The organism is Paraburkholderia sediminicola (assembly GCF_046026895.1).
GTDB classification, from domain to species: domain Bacteria; phylum Pseudomonadota; class Gammaproteobacteria; order Burkholderiales; family Burkholderiaceae; genus Paraburkholderia; species Paraburkholderia sediminicola_C.
The window spans coordinates 20,164-44,682 of the sequence record NZ_JAQQEU010000050.1 but is presented as its reverse complement, the minus strand read 5'-3'; the positions used below and the strand labels follow the sequence as shown (position 1 = coordinate 44,682).

15 protein-coding genes and 4 pseudogenes are annotated in these 24,519 nt (G+C 65.8%); 11 read left to right on the top strand and 8 right to left on the bottom strand.

Annotated elements, in window-relative coordinates; all coding sequences use genetic code 11:
• Positions 1–92: 92 nt before the first annotated feature.
• Together PQR02_RS27745 and PQR02_RS27740 are read right to left on the bottom strand one after the other, a co-directional pair.
• Entirely contained in the window at positions 93–1,457 is a 1,365-nt protein-coding gene (locus tag PQR02_RS27745) for an MFS transporter (protein ID WP_408238915.1), read from the bottom strand.
• Positions 1,458–1,542: 85 nt separating this feature from the next.
• A complete protein-coding gene (locus tag PQR02_RS27740; protein WP_408238912.1) occupies positions 1,543–2,715 on the bottom strand; it encodes a M20 aminoacylase family protein in 1,173 nt (390 codons plus the stop codon).
• 119 nt (positions 2,716–2,834) lie between these two features.
• On the opposite strand from PQR02_RS27740, the gene PQR02_RS27735 reads away from it, so the two are divergent.
• Positions 2,835–3,785: a LysR substrate-binding domain-containing protein gene (locus tag PQR02_RS27735; protein WP_408238909.1), complete on the top strand. Its 951-nt coding sequence runs from the start codon at positions 2,835–2,837 to the stop codon at positions 3,783–3,785.
• Between the two features lie 48 nt (positions 3,786–3,833).
• Here the strand turns inward: PQR02_RS27735 and PQR02_RS27730 are convergent, their stop codons facing one another.
• On the bottom strand, positions 3,834–4,727 hold the full coding sequence (locus PQR02_RS27730) for a LysR family transcriptional regulator ArgP (RefSeq protein ID WP_408238906.1): 894 nt from the start codon (positions 4,725–4,727) through the stop codon (positions 3,834–3,836).
• 97 nt (positions 4,728–4,824) lie between these two features.
• On the opposite strand from PQR02_RS27730, the gene PQR02_RS27725 reads away from it, so the two are divergent.
• On the top strand, positions 4,825–5,442 hold the full coding sequence (locus PQR02_RS27725) for a LysE/ArgO family amino acid transporter (RefSeq protein WP_408238903.1): 618 nt from the start codon (positions 4,825–4,827) through the stop codon (positions 5,440–5,442).
• A gap of 67 nt (positions 5,443–5,509) precedes the next feature.
• On the opposite strand, the gene PQR02_RS27720 is transcribed toward PQR02_RS27725, so the two are convergent.
• From PQR02_RS27720 to PQR02_RS27700, 5 genes and pseudogenes are all read right to left on the bottom strand, one after another.
• A complete protein-coding gene (locus tag PQR02_RS27720; protein WP_408238900.1) occupies positions 5,510–6,628 on the bottom strand; it encodes a type VI secretion system protein TssA in 1,119 nt (372 codons plus the stop codon).
• A complete protein-coding gene (gene tssG, locus PQR02_RS27715) occupies positions 6,625–7,728 on the bottom strand; it encodes a type VI secretion system baseplate subunit TssG (protein ID WP_408238897.1) in 1,104 nt (367 codons plus the stop codon). Before tssG ends, PQR02_RS27720 begins: the two co-directional genes overlap by 4 nt.
• On the bottom strand, positions 7,728–9,614 hold the full coding sequence (gene tssF / locus PQR02_RS27710) for a type VI secretion system baseplate subunit TssF (protein ID WP_408238894.1): 1,887 nt from the start codon (positions 9,612–9,614) through the stop codon (positions 7,728–7,730). The genes tssG and tssF overlap by 1 nt, the downstream gene beginning before the upstream one ends.
• Positions 9,615–9,656: 42 nt before the next feature.
• Positions 9,657–10,249: pseudogene (tssE, locus tag PQR02_RS27705) on the bottom strand (type VI secretion system baseplate subunit TssE).
• Positions 10,250–10,357: 108 nt separating this feature from the next.
• A complete protein-coding gene (locus PQR02_RS27700) occupies positions 10,358–10,930 on the bottom strand; it encodes a TagK domain-containing protein (RefSeq protein WP_408238891.1) in 573 nt (190 codons plus the stop codon).
• 552 nt (positions 10,931–11,482) lie between these two features.
• Here PQR02_RS27700 and tssH point away from each other — a divergent pair.
• From tssH to PQR02_RS27655, 9 genes and pseudogenes are all read left to right on the top strand, one after another.
• A pseudogene (tssH, locus tag PQR02_RS27695) lies at positions 11,483–14,211 on the top strand (type VI secretion system ATPase TssH).
• 37 nt (positions 14,212–14,248) lie between these two features.
• Positions 14,249–14,794: a type VI secretion system contractile sheath small subunit gene (tssB, locus tag PQR02_RS27690; RefSeq protein ID WP_408238888.1), complete on the top strand. Its 546-nt coding sequence runs from the start codon at positions 14,249–14,251 to the stop codon at positions 14,792–14,794.
• Between the two features lie 40 nt (positions 14,795–14,834).
• Positions 14,835–16,326 (top strand): annotated as a pseudogene (gene tssC, locus PQR02_RS27685) (type VI secretion system contractile sheath large subunit).
• A gap of 88 nt (positions 16,327–16,414) precedes the next feature.
• On the top strand, positions 16,415–16,900 hold the full coding sequence (locus tag PQR02_RS27680) for an Hcp family type VI secretion system effector (RefSeq protein WP_408238885.1): 486 nt from the start codon (positions 16,415–16,417) through the stop codon (positions 16,898–16,900).
• A gap of 106 nt (positions 16,901–17,006) precedes the next feature.
• Entirely contained in the window at positions 17,007–17,507 is a 501-nt protein-coding gene (tssJ, locus tag PQR02_RS27675) for a type VI secretion system lipoprotein TssJ (protein ID WP_408238882.1), read from the top strand.
• Between the two features lie 24 nt (positions 17,508–17,531).
• On the top strand, positions 17,532–18,878 hold the full coding sequence (gene tssK / locus PQR02_RS27670; protein WP_408238879.1) for a type VI secretion system baseplate subunit TssK: 1,347 nt from the start codon (positions 17,532–17,534) through the stop codon (positions 18,876–18,878).
• Positions 18,879–19,065: 187 nt separating this feature from the next.
• Positions 19,066–20,304 (top strand): annotated as a pseudogene (gene tssL, locus PQR02_RS27665) (type VI secretion system protein TssL, long form).
• Positions 20,305–20,335: 31 nt separating this feature from the next.
• A complete protein-coding gene (gene tssM / locus PQR02_RS27660) occupies positions 20,336–22,942 on the top strand; it encodes a type VI secretion system membrane subunit TssM (protein ID WP_408238876.1) in 2,607 nt (868 codons plus the stop codon).
• 1 nt (position 22,943) lies between these two features.
• Complete coding sequence (locus PQR02_RS27655) at positions 22,944–24,380, top strand: type VI secretion IcmF C-terminal domain-containing protein (protein ID WP_408238873.1); 1,437 nt, start codon at positions 22,944–22,946, stop codon at positions 24,378–24,380.
• Positions 24,381–24,519: the final 139 nt, after the last annotated feature.

Genomic DNA, 24,519 nt, shown 5'->3' with positions numbered 1-24,519 from the left:
AAATTATCGCGCCTCTTTTTCATTGTGGCCGGTTCGTCAGTACGAACGGTGCAAGCCGCAGCGCGAATCTTGCGCCGCGGCCTGCCGACATCTCAATCAATCGGCCGCCCCGCCGTCTCGCGCATCCACGGCAAGGGCAGCAACGACACCAGCCCGCAGCCGATCAGATACCAGGCCGGCGCGAGAGTATTGCCCGAAATCTGGATCAACCACGTCGCGAAGAATTGCGCGAAGCCGCCGAAAATCGACACCCCGAGGCAATAGACGATCGACATGCCGGTCGCGCGAATCGCACGCGGAAACATCTCCGGCAGCATCACGATATTCGGCACCGCGGTAAACGCGACCAGCACCCCGAGCACCGCCACCACGGACAACAACACCGGCACGCTCGGCACGGCGTTGATGATCATGAAAGCCGGATACACCGCGAGGATCAGCAACACGCGCGACACCCACAACACGCGTTTGCGTCCGACGCGGTCGGACAGCGTCCCGGCGAACGGCGAGCAGATGACCGTCACCACCGCCGCGGTCCAGGCCGCCCACAACGCCGACGCCATCGGCAGATGCAGGATACGGATCGCGTAGGTGGACAGATAAAACAGCACGATGTAGTTCGCCGCCGTGCCGCCGATCGTCGTCAGCACACCCATCGTGATGACGCGGGCGTGGTCGCGAAACAGCCGGCGCACCGGCTGCGAAACGGGCAGAGCTTCGGACGTCCCGCCGTCCTCGATGCCCGGCAGCGTCTCGTCCAGATGACGCCGGATATAAATCCCGATCGGCCCCATCGCCATGCCGATCACGAACGGCACGCGCCAGCCCCAGCTTTCCAGCGCCGCGCTCGACAGCGACGCCGCCAGCACGACGCCGAGCAACGACCCGCACACCGTATTCATGCCCTGGCTCACGAACTGCCAGCTGCCATAGAACCCGCGCGTTTTGTCGCTGCCGTACTCCATCAGCAGCGAGGTCGACGCGCCGATCTCGCCGCCCAGCGCGAACCCCTGGATCAGCCGCGCCAGAATCACCAGCAGCGGCGCGGCGAGGCCGATCGCCGCATAGGTCGGCGCGAACGCGATCAGCGCCGAGCCGAGCGTCATCAGCCACAGCGTCAGACTCATCGCGGCCTTGCGGCCCGCGCGATCGGCATAACCGCCGAGCACCACGCCGCCCACCGGACGCATGATGAAACCGACGCCGAACGTGCCGACCGCCAGCATCAATTGCGCGAGCTGACCTTCCACCGGGAAATACAGCTTGCCGATGATCGTCGCGAAGAAGCTGTAGATCGTGAAGTCGAAAAACTCCAGCCCGTTGCCGAGCGTGATGGCGGCAATCGCTTTCGCTTGATGCATGCGCTCGACGGGCCGGGCGGCCGGGTGTGCGGTCGCTACGCTCTGCCTGCCGAGCGCATCGGCGCCTGGGGCTTGCGGTGTCGCGGAATAGTCCATTCGTCTCGCTCCGTGATGTGCTTCCTGCTGACGCGGCGCGCCGCGCTCGCGCGGTGCCGCTCGCTATCGCCTGCTCTGCCGCGCGTCAGACCAGAAACGTCTGCGCGAGTCTCACCCAATAGGCCGCGCCGGTGGCGAGGCAAGCGTCGTTGAAGTCGTAGCCGGGGTTGTGGACCATGCAGCCGCCCTCGCCGTCGCCATTGCCGATGATCAGATAGCTGCCGGGGCAACGTTCGAGCAGGAACGCGAAGTCCTCGCTGCCGGTGAGCGGCTGCATGTCGGCGATCAGCCCCTCTTCGCCGAGCCAGTCGAGCGCGACCTGGCGCGCCAAGCCGGTCATCTGCGCATCGTTGACGAGTACCGGGTAGCGGCGCTGATAATCCACCTCGGCCCGCGCGCCGTACACCGCCGCCTGGCCGGTTGCCACCGCCGTAATGCGCTCCTGCAGGTAGTCGCGCACCCCAGCTTTGAGCGCCCGCACCGACAGCCGCATCTCGGCGGTCTCCGGAATCACGTTGGGCGCTTCGCCGGCATGAATTGCGCCGACAGTGATGATCGCCATGTCGAGCGGCGCGATGTTGCGCGACACGATCGACTGCAAGGCCAGCACGATCTGCGCGCACACCACCACCGGATCGACCGCCTTGTGCGGCACCGCGCCGTGGCCGCCACGCCCCGTCACCGTGATGATCACCGTATCCGACGAGGCCATGAACGAGCCCGGCAGGAAGCCGAACTGGCCCGTCGGGAAGCCTGGCATGTTGTGCATCGCGAACACGGCGTCGCAGGGGAACTGGTCGAACAGACCATCTTCGAGCATTTGTTTCGCGCCGGCCTGGCCTTCTTCGGCGGGCTGAAAAATCAGATTCAGCGTGCCGTCAAAACCCTTTTCCTGCGCGAGAAGCTTGGCGGCGGCCAGCAGCATTGCCGTATGGCCGTCGTGGCCGCATGCGTGCATCTTGCCGGGCACCTTGCTCGCGTAAGGCAAGCCGGTGGTTTCGTGAATCGGCAGCGCGTCCATGTCGGCGCGCAGACCGAGCCTGCGCGCACCGTTGCCGACCTTCAACTGGCCCACCACGCCGGTTCGCCCGAGCCCGCGATGCACCGTGTAGCCCCACTCCTGCAGGCGTTCGGCGACCAGCTCGCCGGTGGCGAATTCCTCGTAAGCCAGCTCCGGCTGCGCGTGGATGCGATGTCGCAGCGCGATCATTTCGTCTTCGAGTTCGGCGATGCCCGCCGGAATGGCCATGGTGTTCACGTATCGTCTCCGTCTTTGTGAAAGCGTGAACCCAGCATAGCGACGCCGATTTTCCAGCGGCAGGCGTAGAATCGTTGCGGCAGCAACTCCTGGTTGCCACCCCACTCCCGCCTCGCCCGATGAAACTACATCAACTCAGCACCTTGGCGGCCATCGCGGATACCGGAAGTATCCGGGCCGCGGCCCGCACGCTAGGACTCTCGCCGGCCGCCGTGACCAAGGCGATGCGCGAACTGGAAGCCGATCTGCGCGCGCCGCTGGTGGTGCGCAGCGCGAGCGGCGTCGCGTTCACCGAGTTCGGCCGCGCGCTGGTCGTGCATGCGCGGCTGGTGCTGGGGCAACTGCAGCGCGCGCAAGCCGAGATCGAAGCGCTGCGCGGCGCCGCCGCCGGCAAGCTGTCGATCGGCGTCACGCCGTGGGTCGCGCTGACCTTTCTGCCGCCCACCGTGCAGCGGTTCCGGCAGCAGATGCCGGAAGTGCAACTGGAATTCTTCGAAGGTCTGCTGGGCGTCGTGCAGCCGCGCCTGCGCGACGGCAGCCTCGATTTTTCGATCGGCCGGCCGCCGCCCGCGTCGCCGCAATCGGAGTTTCACAACGTGCCGCTCTTTTCGACGCATTCGGCGGTGGTCGCGCGGCGCGATCATCCGAAGGCCGGTTGCCGCACGCTGCTCGAACTGGAAGACGCGGAATGGGTGCTGAACTGGGACCCGGCGAGCCGCGAGACGATCTCTGACAACCTGTTCCGCCGGCGCGGCATGCGCGTGCCGCACACGATTCATCTCGCGCATTCGCTGGCGGTCGTGCTCGGGCTGCTCGCGCATACGGACATGCTGAGCATCTTTCCCTGGCCGCTCGTCGAAGTGACGCTCGCGAAGGAGAACCTGTGGGCGCTGCCGCTGCGCGAGACGGTCGATGAAACCATCGTCAGCATCACGTCCCGGCGTGGCGCGCCGACCAGTCCGGCGGCCGCGTGCTTTCTCGACTGTCTGCGGGAAGTGATCGACGAAGGGGCGCGCTCGCAGGAGCCGGAGCAGCGCCGGCTGTTTCATTCAATCGAGTTGCTGCTTTGATTGCGGCGCGCGCGGACCGGCAAAGCGATCGCGAGCGCCCGCGCGGCCTCAGTCGAGAAACTCCGCCGCCCGCTTGCGCAGCACCGCGCCGAAGTCGTCGAGCCAGCCAATCGACAGACGCCAGCTCTGCCAATACAGATCGACATCGATAGGCTTGCCCGGCGCCATCTCCACCAGTTCACCGCTGCCCAGATGCGCGGCGATCATCCGTTCCGGACACATGCCCCAGCCGAGCCCCGTCACGCAGGCCCGCAAGAAACCGGCGACATGCGGAATCCAGTGCAGCGGCGGATCGACCTCGGCTCGCGTGATGCGGCGCATGAAGCGCTTTTGCAACTGGTCCTTCGGATTGAAATCGACGCATGGCGCGTGCCGCAAATTTTCGCGCGTGACGCCGTCGGCGAAGTAACGCTCGCGAAACGCCGGCGAGCACACCGCCAGATAGCGCATCCTGCCGAGCCGCGTGGAGCGGCAACCCTGCACCGGTTCGGCCTGGGTGGTGAGCGCGCCTTGCACGCTGCCGTCGCGAATCCGCTCCGCGGTATGGTCCTGATCGTCGATCACCAGATCGAGCAGCATTTCGCGCTCGACGCAAAACGGCGCCACCGCGTCGATGAACCAGGTGCCGACGCTGTCGTCGTTGACCGCCACGCGCAGCGCCGGCCACGGCTCGACGAGTGCACCCGGCAGCGCCGGCAAGCGGCCGTTCAGCTCCGCTTCGAGCAGTTGCACGCGCTCGGTGTGGCGGCACAGCAGCGCGCCCGAAGTCGTCGCGACACACGGCTGGCCGCGTTTCACGAGCACGCTGCCGACCCGCTCCTCCAGCAGTTTGACCCGTTGCGACACCGCCGACGGCGTGACATTCAGTTCGCTGGCCGCGCGGTCGAACGAGCCGTGGCGCACCACGGCGGCCAGCGCGTCGAGCAAGGCGTAGTCGAGCATTAGCGCTCCTTAATCGGCATTAACTAAATTAGCTTTTCTTATGAATCACGAAACCGCAGACTAGCCCTGATCGCTTCCTCCGTCTACTGGACCGTTTATGAACTGGCTGTCTTTTTCCCACGGCGCTGCCCTGTGCGCCTCGCTGATCGTGACCATCGGCGCGCAAAACGCCTTCGTGCTGCGCCAGGGCATCATGCGCTCGCATGTCGGCAAGATCGTCGCGCTCTGCGCGCTGTCGGACTTCATTCTGATCGGCGCGGGCGTCGGCGGCGCGTCGGTGCTCGTGGAACGCTACCCAGTGTTCGTCCATGCCATGCTGTACGTCGGGCTCGCCTATCTCGCATGGTTCGGCATCAATGCGTTGCGCCGCGCGGTGCGACCGGGACATGCGGTGCTGGACGCCACCGCAAGCGGCGCGGCGCCCTCCCAGCGCGCGCTGCCGATCATCCTGATGACGCTCGGCTTCACGTGGCTCAACCCGCACGTGTATCTCGACACGTTCCTGCTGATCGGCACGGCCGGCGCGCGCGAGCCGCAAGGCGCACGGGTCGCGTTCGCGCTCGGCGCGATGGCGGTGAGCGGGATCTGGTTTGTCGGGCTGGGTTACGGGGCGCGCATGCTGGCGCCGCTGTTTCGCCGCGCGAGCGCGTGGCGTGTGCTAGATGGCGCGACCGGCAGCATGGTGTTGCTGCTCGCGGTCACGCAGTTGCGGTGATCGCGACGCGTCGCCGGGGAAGGCGCGGTTGCGTTCCGCTGCCTTCGCTGCCTTCGTCGCGCAGCCGTTATTCGACTTCGGCGCTATCCCACTGCACCAGCAACTCGGCCGGAATGGCCTGCACCACCTCGGCATAGCGCTTGCCGACCATTTGCTCGGCGCGCCTGAGCAGCACCGGCACCGGACTGCTCGGCTCGTGAAGATCGAACCAGTGACGCGCGTCGCGGATCAGTTCGAGCGCCGCGTGGCGGTCTGCCGGGGTCGAGCGGGCGCTCGATGTGCCGCGACAGGCCAGCTCCGGCTCGCGTCCGTTCGACTCAGTATCTCGTTGGCCGATCGCATCGGCATCGGTTTGAGCTTTGCGCGGCGCGTCGTCGTTGGCCGCATTAGCCGCATTAGCCGCGTTCGTCACCCTCGCCGGCCGCACCGCTCGCGCGTCCCCACACGCCAGCCGCCCCACCAAGCGCGACAACACCGACAAATCCGGCGCATACACGGACAGATGCTCGCGAGCCCACGCCTCGATCGCGACGAGACTCGCGAGCGCGTCGTCGAAACCGCCCAACGCCGCCGGCTGCTGCGCACGCAGCTCCTCCAGTTGACGCGTGACCGACTCGGGCGCAAGGGCATCGCTCGGCCGCGGATGCGCGAAGGCCCGCTCGACATCGCGCACCTGCAAGCGCGTGGCCGTCGAACGGGTTAGCGCGATCTCGCGCACGTCGGCGAGCAGTCCATCCGCATCGGTCAACGCCTGCAGCGCGTTCATGCGGATTTCCTGCGCGGCGTCGCGGTCGTTGTCGACGGCAAGCTGCGGGTGGATAGCCTCGGGAAACGCGGCGAGCCACGCGGCGAGCAAACCGAGGCCCTCGGCAAGTCCTGCCGCGCCCGCCACTCGCGCGCGGCAGCGGCTGAACAGCACCGCGAGCCGCATGTCCTTGCTGCGCATCATCAGACCTCGGCAATCGCGCTCGACATCGCTCCAGTTCACCGGCTCCGGCGAGCCGACGAAGTCGCCGTACTGCGCTTCGGGCTGGAGCACCACCTTCGCGCCGAGCACGACGAACTCGGGGTCGTATTCGAGGTCGGGACCGCATGGCGCATCGGTGTCGATCAGCGCCATCCAGTCGTGCTGCGCGGGGTTCCTGACGGTCGCCGGCTGGTGCGGCTTCTGTATCTTGCTGTTCATGCTCTGAATTCCGTGTCGCGCGGCTCGCATGCCTGATCGTGCGGGTCAAGCCGTTTGCGCGCAAATTGATGGACGTACTGCTCGGGCTCGAACCGCATCCCCGTAATGGGCTCGCCGGACGGCGTATGGCCCAGCCACCCCGACCAGCCGAGCCGCTGCGCGCCGCCGACCACCGCGGGCGGCGCACTGCTCGCGCGAATCCGCAGCTCAAGCTCCCACACGAATTCGTAGCCGACGAACGCCCTCACCCATTCGACCAGTTGCGGCAGGTCCGCACCCTGCGGCGTGAAGCGCAGGTATGCGTCGATGTCGAGCGGCCCGATGACGATCCGAAAGCGATGCTGCCGGTCGGGCACCTGCTCGCCGAGCATCGCGCCTTCGGCGAGTGTCGACGGCGCGCCCGGCCGCCCCAGGTAGCTGTGATCGGCGGGGTCCAGACCGATCCAGTGGAACACGTATTCCTCGATCGCGGCAGGCACGCCGAAATAGCGTTCGAGCGTCGCGCGCAAGCCATCCGGATTGCGGGCTTCGCGCACCAGGTGCGCCGACGCCGAGAGCCGCGCATGCGCGGGCAACAGACGCCCGTCCATTTCTTTCACGTCGAGCCCGGTCAGGCTCGCGACATAGAACGAGAAGCGCTCGTCGTGCGGCCGGTCGAGACCCGCGGCGGCCTGCCCGCAAGCCCACGCGCGATACAGCAGCGTCAGATAGCGATGGTGAAAGATATCGAGAAAATTGACGAGCGTCGCGTCATGCCGGCTCTCCTGCCGCTCGCGCGCGATCTCCGTGACGTGAATCGGCAGCGGTCCATTGGGGCCGAGCATGCCGAGGCCGAACACGCGCACTTTGAGCCGCCCGTTCGCTGCGCCGATGCTCGCGATCTCGCGCGGCGCGAATGCGAGGCTCGGTTGCTGCCCGAGGCGAAACGGCTCGGCCTGCGGACGCTGCGCGGTACCCACCGGATCGATGCGCGCATCGGCACCGATGCGTCGCAGCAACGGGAAGAACCCATGACGCCAGGGCTCGGCCTGCAGGTGTTCGAGCAGTTCGGGGGACAGCGCGGTGTCGCGCACGACCGCCTTGAGCGTGGCGCGCTCCATCACGCGACTCCGCGCGCGCCCATGCGCACCGGCCAGCGCGCGACGCGCCCGCGTTGCATCGAATGCAGTTCGGTCTGCGTGAACACGTTGGTCGACACGTGCCGCGCCAGATAGTGTTCGAGAATCAGGCCGAACAGATACGGGCTCACCCCGGAGAAACCGGCCTCGTCGACCGTCAGCGAACAGTCGATGCCGCGCCCGAAAACCAGCGGGCCGCTACCCGGCAGTTTGCGCGTGACCGGCGTCGTCTTCACGCCGATCAGACTTTCGACCTGGCGCCGCTGCGCGTCATCGTCGACGCTCAGAAAGAGGCGCAACAGATCGCGCAGACCCTGACCGCCCGCGCGATGATCGAGATCCTCCAGCGGCAGGTAGTTGAAGTTCAACTGGCGAATCAGACGCCACGCCATCTCGCGCTCGGCATACGGCGGGCGCGGTGCGCTCGGCGCGCGGATCAGTCCGACGCTTTCGAGCGGCGCGGATTCCGCCGCCGTCAGATCGTGCACGCCGTCGCGCGGCACGAGGCTCGGCAGATCGCGATTGGTCAAGTGCGCATCGACGCTCAGATAGCGGATGTCCTCCGCGTACGGAGCCTCGTTCTGGTCCACCAGCGACACGAACACCTCGGTGCTTGCGTACGGCGTGCGCGTGCCATAGCGCCGCGCCGAATCCGACGCGAGCCGCCGTTCGCGGCGCGCGGAGAAATACCGTCCGTGATTGCCCTCGTCGTTGTTCAGCGTCTGATAGAGCGGACGGAACTCCAGTTCAGCCGACGTGGCCGCGACCTGGCCGTACATCGCGTCGACGGAGAACACCTCGTAGTCGAGCGGCGCAAGGCGCGCGGGCACCAGCCGGAACTCCGTCGCCGCGGCCGACAATTCGACCCGGTCCGTGCGCTTCGGAAACAGGTTGATCACCGGCGTGCAGAACAGCGCGAAGCGTGTCGCGTCGACCAGGTTCGCGAGCCGCTCGGGCGACTGGTCGAGCAGCACGACGATCTCCGCTTCGCGTCCGCCGATGCGCCGCAAGCCGCCCTCGAGGCCGTTCAACGCGAAGAAGTAGAAGCGGCTCGGGCACGCGAAGTATTCGTGCAGCAGGTTGTGTCCATGAAACTTCGACCACGTGAGCGGCAGCAAACCCTGATCGAGCCCGAGCCCCTCATGAGCGACCGCGTTGGCGGTGACCGCATGCAGTTGGCCGGCCGCGCCGAACTGGCCGGGCGCGCCGGTCAGACTCGCGACGCCCGCCGTATGCAGCAGCTCGAACAGGTGCGAGGCCACCTGCTCGTCGCCGGCGAGGTAGATCGGCAGGCGGTCGAGTCCCTTGAGATCGGCGATGCGCGCGTTGCCCGTCATGCGCAGCCGCAGCCGCAGCGCGCCGCGCACGTGGGTATGCGCGGGCACGTAGCGCTCGAGCGCGGGAATGTCCGGCGGAATGCCGGTCAGGCGCGCGGCGACGATTTCCAGCGGATAGAGCATGACATCCTGGCTGCTGCGAAACTGGCAGGCGGTTTCCTCGCCGTGCGGCACGCGTGCGGTGAAGGCCGTATCGCGCGCGATGCGAAACCCCTCGACCAGATGGCCTTCCGTGCTGCTCGGGTAGAGTCGCGCGACCGCCATCGACGGCGTCGGCGCCACATAATTCGGGTACAGCACTTCGAGCAGGCGCCCGGTGAAGCGCGGAAACTCCGCGTCGAGCTTCAGCTGCATGCGCGCGGACATGAAGCAGAACGATTCGATCAGGCGCTCGACGTACGGATCGGCCACCTCGCCCGCCTGCATGCCCAGGCGTCGCGCGATCTTAGGATGGCTCTGCGCGAACTCCCCGGCGAGTTCGCGCAGGTAGATCAGCTCCTGGTTGTAGTAGTCGAGCAGCCGTGGGTCCATATCGTGTTCTCCGCGTTCGCTTTTTTCTTGCAGGAAGCTGCTTCAGCGCTTCCGCGTGCCGGTCACGCTTACCTGACTCGTTTCCAGATCGAGCGAGCTTTGCACCATGAATTCGAGCGGATACGGGTCCATCTGGATCATGCCGCGCACCTCGAACGCCAGGCTGTTGTACTGGCCGGCGGGATCCGCTGCCTTCAGCGGCGCGAGCGCGAGCGTTTGCGGAATCAGGCGCGGCTCGAAGTCGAGGATCGCGCGCCGGATCACCTGCTCGATCTCGGCCCACCTGCGCGACGCGATAAACGCACCCGCGAGCGGCGGCACGCCGAAGTTGAGGGTCGAGGACGCCGCCTCGGGATAGCGTTCGCGATCGATGAGGTCATCGATGCTGGTCGTGTTGAGCAGAAACGCCAGATCGCGTTGCAGGATGTCGCGCGCATCTGCGCGCGCGTGACGGTGTACTCGCCGGGGGCTTCGGCCTGCCGCGGCGGCGCGTCGTCGCGCAGACGGTCGAGCAGGGTCGGCAGCAGGCGGGCGTTGGGGCGGCGCGGGCTGGAGAGGCCGTCGCGGGCAGCGCGTACTGCGCGCTGTTCATGTGCGTCGCGCCCATCGGATACTTCGCGTGGCTGGCCGCGCAAGCGGTCGGCAGCGCCGTTACGCCCGGTCATCGGGCGCGCTCGGTGGGTCGAGCGACATGCCGCGCGGCGTGCTCGCGTTGAATTCAAGTCGACTGGATGACGAGCCGTTCATACGGTCTCTTCCGGGCTGCTGCTCGTAAGCGGCGCGATCAGCGGACTGTCGATACCGAGCGCCTGATGCTCGCGGCGCACGAGCATCGGCGGCAATGCGGGCGAACGCCGCGCCGCCGCGGCGTGATATTCGGCGGTCGCGAACAGCCGCAGGATCTCAGGCACCGGCCCGGCTTCCGCGAGGTCCGGCGCATCGGCTTTCGCGAGCGGCCCGAACGCCTGTTCGAGCGATCTGGCGCCGGCGAGCAGCGCCTCGACCGTTTCTTCGGATGACTGACCGTCCACCGGTTCTCCCGATGTGTCGCTCGCGACCACCACCGGCGTGGTCCAGCCGTCAGCGAACGACGCCTGAGGGTCGTCGAGCGCGCGGCGGTACTGGTCATGCAGCAGGTCGATCAGGTCGAGGGCCGCCGCGTCGCCCGACTTGGCGACGCTGGCGGTGGACGCGCCGATCAGGCCGAACACGGCTCGGGCGCCACGCACGTCGTGCGCTGCGGAGAAGCCGCGAGCCTGAGCATCTTCGATGCCGGCGCTCTCTTCCGGCCGGCGATATGGTGCGTCCGAAAGCATGGGGCCGTCATTGCGCCGTGGGGTGATCAACATGCGATTTGCCTGGGTGGTTGGATAAGCGCTTGATAGGCGCCTGGTGGGCGCTTAATCAGCAATAATGGCGGATTTTAAACACGATTAATCATGGCGAGTCGAGTGGAGATGCAATTTGACGTTTATTTGCCAGATTTTCCCGCCGAGACATCAAATAACCGATCTTATTTTTGTGATCCAATTTTTACACTTATAGATTAACCCGTTCACAGAAAGTCGACAGAAATCACACCCTTAAATACAAGATAAGCAAAATGCATTTTCCCTAAAAATGCTCCCATTTAGCTCGACCACGCGCCCCTACGGCCTCCCGCGCTACTTGTGGCCATCCTGAAACTTCCCAACCATCCATACGAAACATTTCAATTGACAATTATTCGATATCTCTTATTTGAAATGCAATTGACTAAACCTGCCGACTCGTCGTTTAATTTCGCGCACCGACGAAATAACGATTTCACCAGTGCAGGACCATGCACGCGCGGCTTATCAAACGAACAACCATTGCGGAGCGCCCCATTGACGACTTCACGACAGGCCCTATTCGGCAAACTCGGGGCAACGCTGTTTCGCAGCGTCGAGTCGGCCACAGCCTTTTGCAAGCTGCGCGGCAATCCCTACGTGGAACTCGTGCACTGGCTGCATCAGCTGTTGCGGTTGCCCGATAGCGACCTGCACCGCATCGTCAGGCATTGCGGTATCGAGCGCGACCTGCTCGAACGCGACATGGCGCACGCGCTCGCCGCGTTGCCGGCGGGCGCGAGTTCGATCAGCGATTTTTCTCATCACGTGGACGCGGCGATCGAGCGCGCATGGGTGCTCGCCACGCTGAACTTCAACGAGGCGCGCGTGCGCGGCGCATGGCTCGTCGCCGCACTCGTCAGGACACCTGAGTTGCGGCGCGTGCTGCTCTCCATCTCCGCGTTGTTCTACAAGATTCCGCTCGACGGCCTCGCCGAGCAATTGCCCGCGTGGATCGACGGCTCCCCTGAGACGGCCGACAAGCCGTACGACAACAGCGACTTCTCCACCGCCACACCCGGCGAAGCGTCGAACGCGCTCGGCTCGCCGGCGCCCGTCAATGCGTCGCCGCTGGAAAAGTTCTGCAGTGACCTGACGGCGCGCGCGCGCGACGGCGCAATCGACCCCGTCGTCGGCCGCGACTTCGAAATTCGCACGATGATCGACGTGCTGCTGCGGCGCAGCCAGAACAATCCGCTGCTGACCGGCGAGGCCGGGGTGGGCAAGACCGCGGTCGTCGAAGGTCTCGCGCTCGCGATCGCCGCCGGCACCGTACCACCCAGGCTGACTGGCGTGCGCCTGCTGAGTCTCGATGTCGGCGCGCTGCTAGCCGGCGCGAGCATGAAGGGTGAGTTGAAGCGCGTCTGAAAGGCGTGCTGGAGGCCGCCAGCAAATCGCCGGGGCCCGTGATCCTGTTCGTCGACGAAATCCACACGCTGATCGGCGCCGGCGGCCAGGCGGGCACCGGCGACGCGGCCAATCTGCTAAAGCCGGCGCTTGCGCGCGGCACCGTGCGTACCATCGGCGCGACGACGTGGGCGGAGTACAAGCGCCACATCGAGAAAGACCCGGCGCTCACGCGGCGCTTTCAGGTGCTGCAGGTCGGGGAGCCGCAAGAGCTTGCCGCGATCGATATGGTTCGCGGGCTTGCCCCGACCTTCTCGAAGCATCACGGCGTGATGGTTCGCGACGAAGCGATTCGCGCAGCCGTGACGCTTTCGCATCGCTATATTCCTTCGCGCCAGTTGCCGGATAAGGCGATCAGTCTGCTCGACACCGCCTGCGCGCGAGTCGCGCTATCGCAGCACAGCGATCCGCGCGAATTGCAGAACGTGCGGCAACGGCTGCTGGCGGCGCGCGTCGAACGGGACCTGCTCGAACAGGAAGCGCGCATCGGGCTCGACGCCGGCAAGGCGCTGGCCGCGGTCAGTGCGCGCATCGATGCGCTCGCCTCGCTGGAGCACGTGACGCACGCACGCTGGAAGGCGCAACTCGAAGCCGCGCAGGCACTGCTCGCCGCGCGCGCGGCGGCCGTCACCGGCCACCCTGACGACACCACGCAGCACACGCTGCGCGAACTCGAACACACACTCAAGCGCTTGCAAGGCGACACGCCGATGGTGTTTCCCGAAGTCAGCGAGGCGCTCGTCGCCGAGGTCGTCGCCGACTGGACCGGCATCCCGGTCGGCCAGATGGTGACCGACGAAGTGGCCGCCGTGCAGACCTTGCCGGCCACGCTCGCAGAGCGCGTGATCGGCCAGTCCGGCGCGCTGGAGCAGATCGGCGAGCGCATGCAGACAGCGCGCGCCGGGCTGACCGATCCCAACAAGCCGCTCGGCGTGTTCCTGCTGGCGGGCCCGTCGGGCGTGGGCAAGACGCAGACCGCGCTCGCGCTCGCCGAGGCGCTGTATGGCGGCGAGCAGAATCTGATCACGCTCAACATGAGCGAGTATCAGGAGGCCCACACGGTGTCCGGCCTAAAGGGCGCGCCGCCCGGCTATGTCGGCTATGGCGAGGGCGGCGCGCTGACCGAAGCCGTGCGCCGCCGCCCGTATTCGGTGGTGCTGCTCGACGAGATCGAGAAAGCCCATCGCGACGTGCACGAGATGTTCTTCCAGGTGTTCGACAAGGGCTACATGGAAGACGGCGACGGCCGCTACATCGATTTCCGCAACACTACCATCCTGCTGACCAGCAACGTGGGCTCGGAGCTGCTTGCCGGCCTGTGCGCCGGGCCATCGCCCGCACCGGACCACGAAGCGCTGCGCGACGCGCTCACTGCCGGGCTGCTGCAGGCGTTTCCCGCCGCGTTCCTCGGACGCGTGACGGTGGTGCCGTACCGGCCGCTCGCGCATGAATCGCTCGCGAGCATCGTGCGCCTGCATCTGGACCAGGTCGTGCGGCGCATGGACGGCCGCCACGGCATCGCCCTCACCTACGCGCCGCGCGTCGTCGACTACATCGTCGGACGCTGTCTCGTGCGGGAGACCGGTGCGCGCGTGCTGATCGGCTTCATCGAGCAGCAAGTGCTGCCCCGCCTTTCCGCGCTATGGCTCGACGCGTTTGCTTCGCAGCGGCCGCTCGCACGGATCGGCCTCGACATCGGCGACGACACCGCCGCGCCGGCTTCGGCGCTCGTCTTCAGCCCCGTGCATGCGGCGCACGCCGGCCACGCCGGAGATGTCGCCGTCACCGCCGAACGAGTTCCGGCCGAGCAGGCGGTCTAGTCCTGCCGGTCATTCACCCGCACCTACGGAGTCACGCATGTCCGTTTCCAACAGTTCGCAGAAACTCATCGCGCGCAATCGTGCGCCGCGTGTGCAGATCGAATACGACGTCGAAGTCTACGGCTCGGAGAAGAAGGTGGAGTTGCCGTTCGTGATGGGCGTGCTGGCCGATCTGTCCGGCAAGCCCGCCGAGCCGTTGCCCGCGGTGTCGGAGCGGCGCTTCCTCGACATCGACATCGACAATCTCGACGAACGCATGAAAGCCGTCAGGCCGCGCGTCGCGTTCGCGGTGCCGAATACGCTGACGGGCCAAGGTCAGCTGATGGTCGACATCAGCTTCGAGAGCATCGAGGACTTCTCGCCCGCGGCCGTCGCCCGCAAGGTGGATTCGCTGCGCCAGTTGCTCGCGGCACGCACGCAGCTCGCCAATCTGCAAACGTATATGGACGGCAAGTCGGGCGCGGAGTCGCTCGTCAATTCGCTGCTGCAGAACCCGCCGCTGCTCAGGTCGCTCGCTGCGGCGCCGAAGCCGCAGGCCCCCGCCGCAACGGACGAACCGACATTGGAAAGCAGCCCGGACTGAACGCTGAACGGCCCCTTCGAGGACATTGGAACGACAGACCATGACAAAGCAGCCAACCCAGGTGAGCGCCACCGAAGCGCACACACACTCCGACTTCACGCAACTGCTCACGCGCGAATTCAGAACGAAGACCGAACAGGCTCGCGAAGCCGTCGCATTCGCGGTGCAGACGCTCGCTGAACAGGCGCTGCAGCAGTCGGTCACGATCACCGACGACGCGTACAAGAGCATCGAAGCGATCATCGCGCAGATCGACCACAAGCTCTCCGAGCAGATCAACCTGATCCTGCACCACGACGAATTCCAGAAGCTGGAATCGGCGTGGCGCGGCCTGCATCATCTGGTGTCGAACACCGAGACCGACGAGCGCCTGAAGATCCGCTTCATGGATGTGTCGAAAGACGAACTGCGCCGCTCGATGAAACGCTACAAGGGTCTCGCATGGGACCAGAGCCCGCTCTTCAGGCAGATCTACGAAGAGGAATACGGCCAGCTCGGCGGCGAGCCGTATGGCTGCCTCGTGGCCGACTACTATTTCGACCACACGCCGCCCGACGTCGACCTGCTTGGCTCGCTCGCGAAGGTGTCGGCCGCTGCGCACACGCCGTTTATAGGGCGCGTCGCCGTCAGTACTGCAAATGGAATCCTGGCAGGAACTGGCGAATCCGCGCGACCTGACGAGGATTTTCGCGCAGAACCTCGAATACGCGCCGTGGAATTCGCTGCGCAGCACCGACGACGCGCGCTACGTCGGCCTCGCGATGCCGCGCTTCCTGTCGCGTCTGCCCTATGGCGCGCAAACCAATCCGGTCGACGAATTCGACTTCGAGGAAGACACCAACGGTTCCGATCACCGCCGCTACGCGTGGGCGAACGCCGCCTACGCGATGGGCGTGAACATCAACCGTTCGTTCAAGCTGTATGGCTGGTGCTCGCTGATCCGCGGCGTCGAATCGGGCGGCACGGTCGAGAACCTGCCCTGCCACACGTTCCCCACCGACGACGGCGGCGTCGACATGAAGTGCCCGACCGAAATCGCAATTTCGGACCGCCGCGAAGCGGAGCTGTCGAAGAACGGCTTCATTGCGCTGATCCACCGCAAGAACACCGGCCACGCAACCTTCATCGGCGCGCAATCGCTGCAGAAACCGGCCGAGTATCACGACGCCGACGCGACCGCGAACGCGAACCTGTCGTCGCGTCTGCCGTATCTGTTCGCGTGCTCGCGCTTCGCGCACTACCTGAAGTGCATCGTGCGCGACAAGATCGGCGCGTTCAAGGAGCGCGAGGACATGCAGCGCTGGTTGAACGAATGGATCATGAACTACGTCGATGCCGACCCGGCGAACTCCTCGCAGGAAACCAAGGCGAGCCGGCCGCTCGCCGCGGCCGAAGTGGTCGTCGAAGACGTGGAAGGCAATCCAGGCTACTACCAGGCGAAGTTCTTCCTGCGGCCGCACTTTCAGCTCGAAGGTCTGACGGTGTCGCTGCGGCTCGTCGCCAGGCTGCCGTCGGTCAAGGAAGCCGCCTGAGGCCGCCTGAAGAGCGCACGGCATTCGGGGCATCACCGGCCGGGCAATCGGAACATGCGTATGCATTTTCAACCAAGGAGTGAGCAAGATGGCACAAGACATTTTTCTGAAGATCGACGGCATCAACGGCGAGTCGCTGGACGACAGGCACAAGGACGAGATCGAGGTCCTGACGTGGGACTGGGAAATCCTGCAGGACTCGACGATGCACGCCGGCAGCGGCGGCGGCGCCGGCAAGGCCACCGTCAAGGACCTCACGTTCGAACACTGGATCGACCGTGCGAGTCCAAATCTGATGAAGTACGCGCTGACCGGCAAGCACATCGATCAGGCCGTGCTCGTGATGCGCAAGGCCGGCGGCAATCCGCTCGAATACCTGAAGGTCACGATGAGCGACGTGCTGGTCACGCGCGTGAAGCCGTCGGGCAGCCGCAACGACGTCGAGCGCAGCCTTGAAAGCGTGTCGCTGTCGTTTTCGAAGGTCAAGCAGGAATACGTCGTGCAGAACGCCCAGGGCGGCAGCGGCGGCGCCGTGACGGCGAGCTTCGACATCAAGGGCAACAAGGAAGCGTAAGCGCCGGTGTCGTTCGACCCGGCACAGGTCGTGCGCGGGGTTTTCCATTTTCCAGGTTGACCTGCCGTCGTGACGCTGGTTGCGACGGCTCTTATTGCGGCCCCGAATGCGCCTGATTTCCCCTGTCATTGTTCTCGCGTCCGCGCTCATGCTGACAGCGTGCGCGAGCAGCGATCCGACACCGTCGAAGGTGCCGATCCGGCTCGACCTCTCGGTGGTGGCCTCCGCCCGTGTCAATCCCGACGACCAGAAGCGGGCCGCGCCGATCGTCGTGCGGATCTACGAACTCAAAACCGACTCCGCGTTCGCCACCGCGGACTACTTCTCGTTGCAGGACCAGGACAAGACCGTGCTCGCCAGCGACCTCGTGCGGCGTGACGAGTTTCAGCTGCGTCCGGGCGACAGGAGAGTCTTCCAGCGAACCACCGACCCGGCGACGACGCGGCTCGGCATCCTCGCCGCCTATCGCGATCTGCCGAATTCGGTGTGGCGCGAGGTCTACACGCTGCCCACCACGCCCAATGCGGCCTGGTATTACCGTTCACCGAAACTGAAACTGACCGTCGATCTCGATTCGAACGCGATCCGGATCACCGAAAGCAAATAGCGCTATACCACGTGGAACGAATGCATGAGCTGGCATAACAAGGTCGTCTGGAGCGAAGGGCTGTTCTTGCGCCCCCAGCTATTCCAGCAGCAGGAGCGTTACCTCGAGCACTACGCGCACAAACGCGCGGCATCGCTCTCGCCGTTCTTCTTTGGCTTCGACCACTACAGCATCGACACCGAGGCGCTCGCGCTCGGCAAGGTGATCGTGCGCTCCGCGAGCGGCATCTTCGCGGACGGCACGCCGTTCGACGCGCCGGGCAACACGCCGCCGCCCGCGCCGCTCACGATCCGCCCGGAACATCTCGACCAGTTGATCTGCGTCGCGTTGCCAATCCGCGTGCCCAACGGCGAGGAGATCAGCTTCGAGCCCGCCGCCGATTCGCTCGCGCGCCATGCCGCGTTCGACACCGAACTGCGCGACACGAACTCGATCGCCCAGGGTCCGAAGACCGTGCAGTTGGCCCATCTGCGGCTGCGGCTCGTCCCCGAAAAAGAACTGACCGATGCGTGGATCGGGCTTGCGCTCACGCGCGTGAAGACCATCCGCGCCGACGGCAGCATCGAACTCGACGACACGCTGGTGCCGCCGGTCGCGGGCTACGGCGCGAGCGCGCTGCTCACGAGCTGGCTCGCGAAGATCCACGACCTCACGCGCCTGCGCGCGAATGCGCTGGCGGCGCGGCTGACGGGCGGCGACGGCAAGGCCGGCACGACTGCGGAGGTATCGGACTACCTGCTGCTGCAAACGCTGAACCGCTACGAACCGCTGCTTCAGCATCTGCGCCGCGTGCCGACGGCCCCGCCCGCCGATCTCTACGCGTTGCTGCTCGGCATGGCGGGCGAGCTGTCGACCTATGTGCGCACCGATACGCGCAGGCCGCTCGACACGCATCCCGCTTATCAGCATACGGCGCCGCATGTGTGCCTGAAGCCTGTCGTCGACGACACGCATCGGCTCCTGAACGCCGTGCTGGTGCGCAGCGCGCAGAGTATTCCGCTCAAGGACCAGGGCCACGGCATGCGCAACGCGGTGGTCGATCCGGTCGAAATGCAGGGCTTCACCGCCGTGGTGCTCGCGGTGTCCGCGCAGATGCCGCCGGACGTGCTGCAGCAGCAGTTCGCCGCGCAAGCCAAGGCGGGCCCTTCCGAGCGGTTGCCGGACCTCGTGCGCGGACATCTGCCCGGCATCGCGTTGCAGGCGCTGCCGGTGCCGCCACGGCAGATTCCGTTCAACGCCGGGTACATCTATTACGAGCTGGCGAGGATGGGGCCGCTATGGGAAGAAGTCGCGCGGCATGGCGGACTGGCGCTGCACGTCGCGGGGGAGTTTCCTGCGTTGAAGCTCGAGTTGTGGGGTGTGCGAGGGTAGGTGCGGGTCGTGGGGTGCGGCGATGGACTGAAGCGATTTATCACGAACCTCACGCGAAGCGGGTAGCGCTCGCCCCATCACCCGAGCACGCACACCTCCACGGAAAAGCGCCTTTAAAAACCAACACCCCAACCCCGAACGCCGCATCACCACAAGGCTCAACGCTCAATGAACGATTTAACCAGCGATGCCGGCGCCGGCGCCCACACCGAGGCAATCTCCACGACGGCGCCGGCGCCCGGTCCCGTGCCCACTGTGGACTTCACCTCGCGCCTGAGCGCCGTGAAGCGCGCAAAAAACCCCCTTCTCGAAGCCGCTGCCCCCCTGCTTCGCGCGCAGGCCGACATGCCCATGTACCTCGAAAGCGAGGCCATCGTCGAACTGCGCTTCCTGCTCGAACAGGAAGTCCATCTGTTCCAGAAACTCTGCGAACAGGCCAACATCCGCCACGACCACATGCTCGGCGCGAGCTATTGCCTATGCACCGCGCTCGACGAAGCGGCCACGCAGACCGCCTGGGGAAAAATCGGCAACAGCGGTCTCGAATGGATCACGACCGGCCTTGCATCCGCGATGCACGAGGACCGTCAGGGCGGCGACAAGGTCTATCTGCTGATCGGCCGCCTGATGACCGAACCGCAGCAACACCTCGACCTGCTGGAAGTGATCTACCGCGTGCTGAGCCTTGGCTTCGAAGGACGCTATCGCTATCAGACCGACGGCCGGCGCAAGCACGAAACCGTCCGCCAGCGTCTCTACAACGAACTCTCGGCGCAGCGCGGCGCAGTGCCCGTCGCGCTGTCTGCGCATTGGCAAACGGACGTCAAAGGCAAACGCCAATCGTTCTACGACTTCCCCGTGTGGATCACCTTCGCCGTGTTGTCGCTGATCCTGCTCGGGCTATTCGGCTACTACAAATAACGAGCTGCTCAATCACGGCGCCGAAGTACAAAAACAGATCGCCGATATCGCGCGCCTGACGCCGCCCGCGGCCAGGCCGTCGTTGCATCTGAAGCAGTTGCTCAAGGACGAGATCGCAGCCGGCACGGTCAGCGTCCACCAAGACGCGCATCACAGCGCGGTGACGTTCCGCGGCGACGCGATGTTCGCGCCCGGTGGCGTGTCGGTCGACCACTCCATGGGGCCGCTGATCGCGAAGATCGCCGCCGAAATCGTCAAGGTGCCGGGCAAGGTCACCGTGTTGGGCTACGCCGACAACGTGCCGGTCAAAAGCCGTCAGTTCGCTTCTAATGACGCGCTCTCCGAAGAGCGCGCCACTCAGGTCATGCAGATGCTGCAAGCATCCGGCGTACCGGCGAGCCGTCTCGAAGCGCTCGGCAAGGGCGAAGCCGATCCGCTTGGCGACAACAGAACCGCGCGGGGCCGCGCGCAAAACCGTCGCGTGGAAATCAGCGTGGCCGAATGAGCACGACTTCCAGCTATCTCGGGACTCAAGCATGAAGAAGTTCTTCTCCTTTCTGGCGTCGCGTCAGTTGCCAGCCTTCGTCGCCCTCCTGATCGTCGCGCTGCTGATCTGGTTCGTCGGCCCGCTGCTGGCATTCGGCGGACTGAAGCCGCTCGCCGGCATCGGCATGCGCATGCTGGTGATCGCACTGCTGCTCGGCGGCGCGCTGCTGTGGCTCGCCGGCTGCTCCGCGTCGCCGGCGTTCGTCGCGCTGCTGTGCCTGTTGATCTGGTACGCCGCGCCGCTGCTGAGCTTCGGCGACGCGGCGCCCTTTGTATCGCCAGCGGCCCGCGTGATCGCCATCGCCGTCGTGCTAGGCGTCTTCGCTGCGTACTGGGCGTTCCGCTTGTGGCAGAAGATGCGCGCCGATAGACACTTCGTCGACCGCGTGCTGACGTTCGGCGCCAGGAAGGAAGCATCGCCGGCTGCGAAAGCGCTCGATGAAGTCAGCCAGATCGTCTCCGGCGCGATGGCGCGTCTGAAGGCGATGCGTACCGGCGCGCGTGGACTGGGCCGTCTCTTTCAGGGCAAGCGTTACTTGTACGAACTGCCGTGGTACATCACGCTCGGATCGAAAGCGTCAGGCAAGACGAGCGCAATCCTGCAGGGCGGCTTGTCGCTTCCGGTCGCGGATCAAATGCATCGCTCAGCCCGCGCGCTGAGAGAGAGCACCGCTCATGTCGACTGGTGGCTGACGGATCACGCGGTGCTGATCGATACAGCCGGGCACTACACGCGTCATGGCACGTCCACGTCCAAGCTGCCCGCCGTCAATGCGCCATCGGACGACAACGCTAAAAGGGAAGCAAAGAAAGCGGACCAGGACAAGAGCAACGGTGCCCAATCAGCGCCGGCCAATCAGTCTGACACCTCCACTCTTCGCGCCGAGTCCGAAACGATCCGGCAGACTCACGACCGGGCCGAATGGCTCGGCTTCCTCGCGATCCTGCGCCAGCAGCGCCCGCGTGCGCCGATCAACGGCGCGTTGCTCACCGTCGATCTGGCGCAACTGACGAGTCAGGACGAAACGACACGCATCGCAGAAGCGGCGGCGCTGCGCGCGCGTCTTGCCGACCTTCGCAGCGAACTCGGAATCCGCTTCCCCGTCTATCTGCTGGTGACGAAGCTGGACCAGCTGACCGGCTTCACCGAATACTTCGAATCACTGACTGACGAAGGACGCGCGCAGACCTGGGGCTTTACGCTGCCATACGGCAATGAAACGATTGCGAAGGAAGGCATCCGCGCGCGCTGCGACGAAGAACTCGACCTGCTCGCCGCGCGCCTCGCGAACGGTGTCAACACGCGCCTTCAGGATGAATACGACGTGGACCGGCGCCGCAAACTCGCGGCGCTCGCCGAGGAGTTCACGGCGCTCATCGGGCCGGTGGGCGAGCTGGTCGAACGGGTGTTTCTGGATTCGCGCTACGACGACACGCAGCGCTATGCGACGCTGCGCGGCGTCTATTTCACCAGCGCTGCGCAGGGCACGGCCGAACTCGCCGCGCAACGCCGAACCGTCGTGCAGAGACTGGCTGTCATCCTCGGGCATCCGTTGCGCTCGACCGCGTCGCGGCAAGCCGGCAACGACAGCTACTTTCTGCGCGATCTGCTGACGAAGGTTGTGTTCCCGGAAGCGCAGCTCGTGCGTCCCAACCTCCGCTGGGAGTTTCGCTTCCGCCTGCTGCGCCTGACCGGTCACGCGCTCGCGCTGTTGCTGTTCATCTGGCTCGCCGCCGGCGTGTGGGTCAGCTTCGGTAACAACACCGCCTATCTCGACGCCGTGGCGAAGAAAGCCCCGGCACTCGCGGCCAGGGTCGAGCACCTCTACACGGAGCCCAACTTCGGAGCCCTGCCCGATACGCTGACCGACGCGCGCTATCTCGCCACGCATGCGGGCCTCGACCTCGCTGAACCGGACGGTGCGTATCGCTTTGGTCTGTACACGGCGCCCGGCGTCGTCGCCGAAAGCCGTCAAACCTACAACGCGCTCGAAGACAATCTGCTGTTGCCGCAACTCGTCAAGCGCATCGAGTCGGTGCTTTCCGAGTCCATTGCGAAGCGGGACCCGAAGGCCGCCTACGACGCGCTGCGCGTGTACCTGATGCTTTACGACAAGGCGAAGTTCAACGCCGACGATGTCAAGGCATGGGTGCTCGACGACTGGGCGAAAACCGACAGCGCGGCCATCTTCGGCGGCCGCGCATCGATGATCGAACACGTGCAGCAGTTGTTCTCAGGCGATCGCGCCGTGCAGCCGCCGTCGATCCGCAACGACGCGCTGATCCAGCAGGCCCGTTCGTTCCTCGACAGCAGCAACGCAACCGGGCGGCTTTACAAGCGCGCGAAAGCGGCCCTGCAGAAGGAAGCGCCGGACGAGTTCACGTTGCTGCGCGCGGTCGGCCCGCAAGCCGGCACGGTTTTCACCCGGGCGAGCGGCGCGCCGGTGTCGCGCGGCGTGCCGGGCCTCTTCACGTTCGACGGCTATCGCAACCTGTTCGACAAGCGTCTGCAAGAGTTCGTGCAGGTCGCGCAAGGCGACGATGCGTGGGTGATGGGCCGCGCCTATCTGGGCGAGGCTCAAAAAAAAAACGGCTGAGTTGGCGAGTGCCGCGACCGGCGCCGACGATCCGTTGACCGAGGCGATCCGGCGTCTCTATCTGAGCGAATACGCGCAGCAGTGGGACGCGTTTCTCGGCGACATCCGCACGGTCACCGGCACGAGTCTCGCGTTCGATCTGCAGGTGCTGCGCAGTTTCGCGGCGCCCGATTCGCCGCTCGCGCGCCTCGCGCGCGCCGCCGTTCACGAGACCAGTCTGACGCAAGCGGTCGCGGCCGGCGACGGTTCTTTCCTGCAGAGAGCCTCGGCGCAGCTCGGCCAGGCAGCCGGCAAGGCGCTCGTCATCCGCGCCGCGGAGCGCGTCGAGCGAGAGCTGGTCGACAATCGTTTTGCCGCGTTGCGCGAAGTGGTGACCGGCAACGCCGAGGTGCAGAGCCCCGCGCAAAGCGCGGCGACGCCCGCGCGCCAAACGGGCCTGGACGGCGTGACGAGTCTGTTGAACGACTACTACACGACGCTCACCGTGGCCGACAACGCGCTCGTCAACAACAGCATGCCGCCCGCGAGCGACACGACGGCCAAGCTCAAGATGACCGCGAACACGATGCCCGCACCGCTGCGCGAGGTGCTGCTCGATCTCGCGGCGCAAGGCTCGCGCGAAGTCAATCAGGAAATCGGTCAGTTGCTGTCGCGGCAGATGCAGGCGGTGGTCGGCGACGTCTGCCGCCTGAACGCGGAAGGCAACTTTCCGTTCGCCGCCGACAGCAAGCGCGACATCGGTGTCGACGACTTCACGCGCATGTTCGCGCAAGGCGGCGTGATCGACGACTTCTTCGTGAAAACGCTCGCTCCGTTCGTCGATACGTCGGCGAATCCATGGCGCTACAGGACCCTCGCGGGCGCGACGGAGCCCGTCCAGGGACCCGACCTGGAACCGTTCCAGCACGCGCGGGCGATCCGCGCGATGTTCTTCGCCGATACGGGCCAGAAGCAGTTGTCATGGAAGGCGGACATTCGCGTGGCCGAACTCGATCCGAGCATCAGCGGCCTGACGATCGACATCGACGGCCAGAGCCTGCTCTACCAGCACGGACCGGTTGCGCCGTTCACGGTGAGCTGGCCTGGGCCGCGTGGCGGCGTGCACGCGGACATCACCGCGCATCCGCGCATCCGGCCCGACACGTCGACGCTCGCGGCGGATGGCCCGTGGGCGCTGATGCGGCTGCTGCAAAAGGGAAGCGTCGTCGAAACGGCCACGCCTGGCCGCACGCGCGTCGCATTCGACTTCGACGGGCGCAAGGCGGTGCTCGATATCGCCAGCACCGGCAGCGTCGCCAATCCGCTGACAAGCGACGTGCTGCGCACATTCAGATGCCCGACTTCGATGGCGGTGTTCAGCCTCGCCGACAGCGGACCGCCGCCGGGTTTGCCAGCGGCCCATTCGCTGTCGCTTCCAGGCATGCCTGCGAAGCGCTGACCAAGGCGCGTCGTAACAACACTCATCCAGATCAATCATCGGCGAAGCAACATGCAGATACGACACACCGTTATGGTCATTTGCTGGGCGATCGCCACGTTGGCACCCGGCGCCGCTACGCTCGCGGCCTACAGGGAAG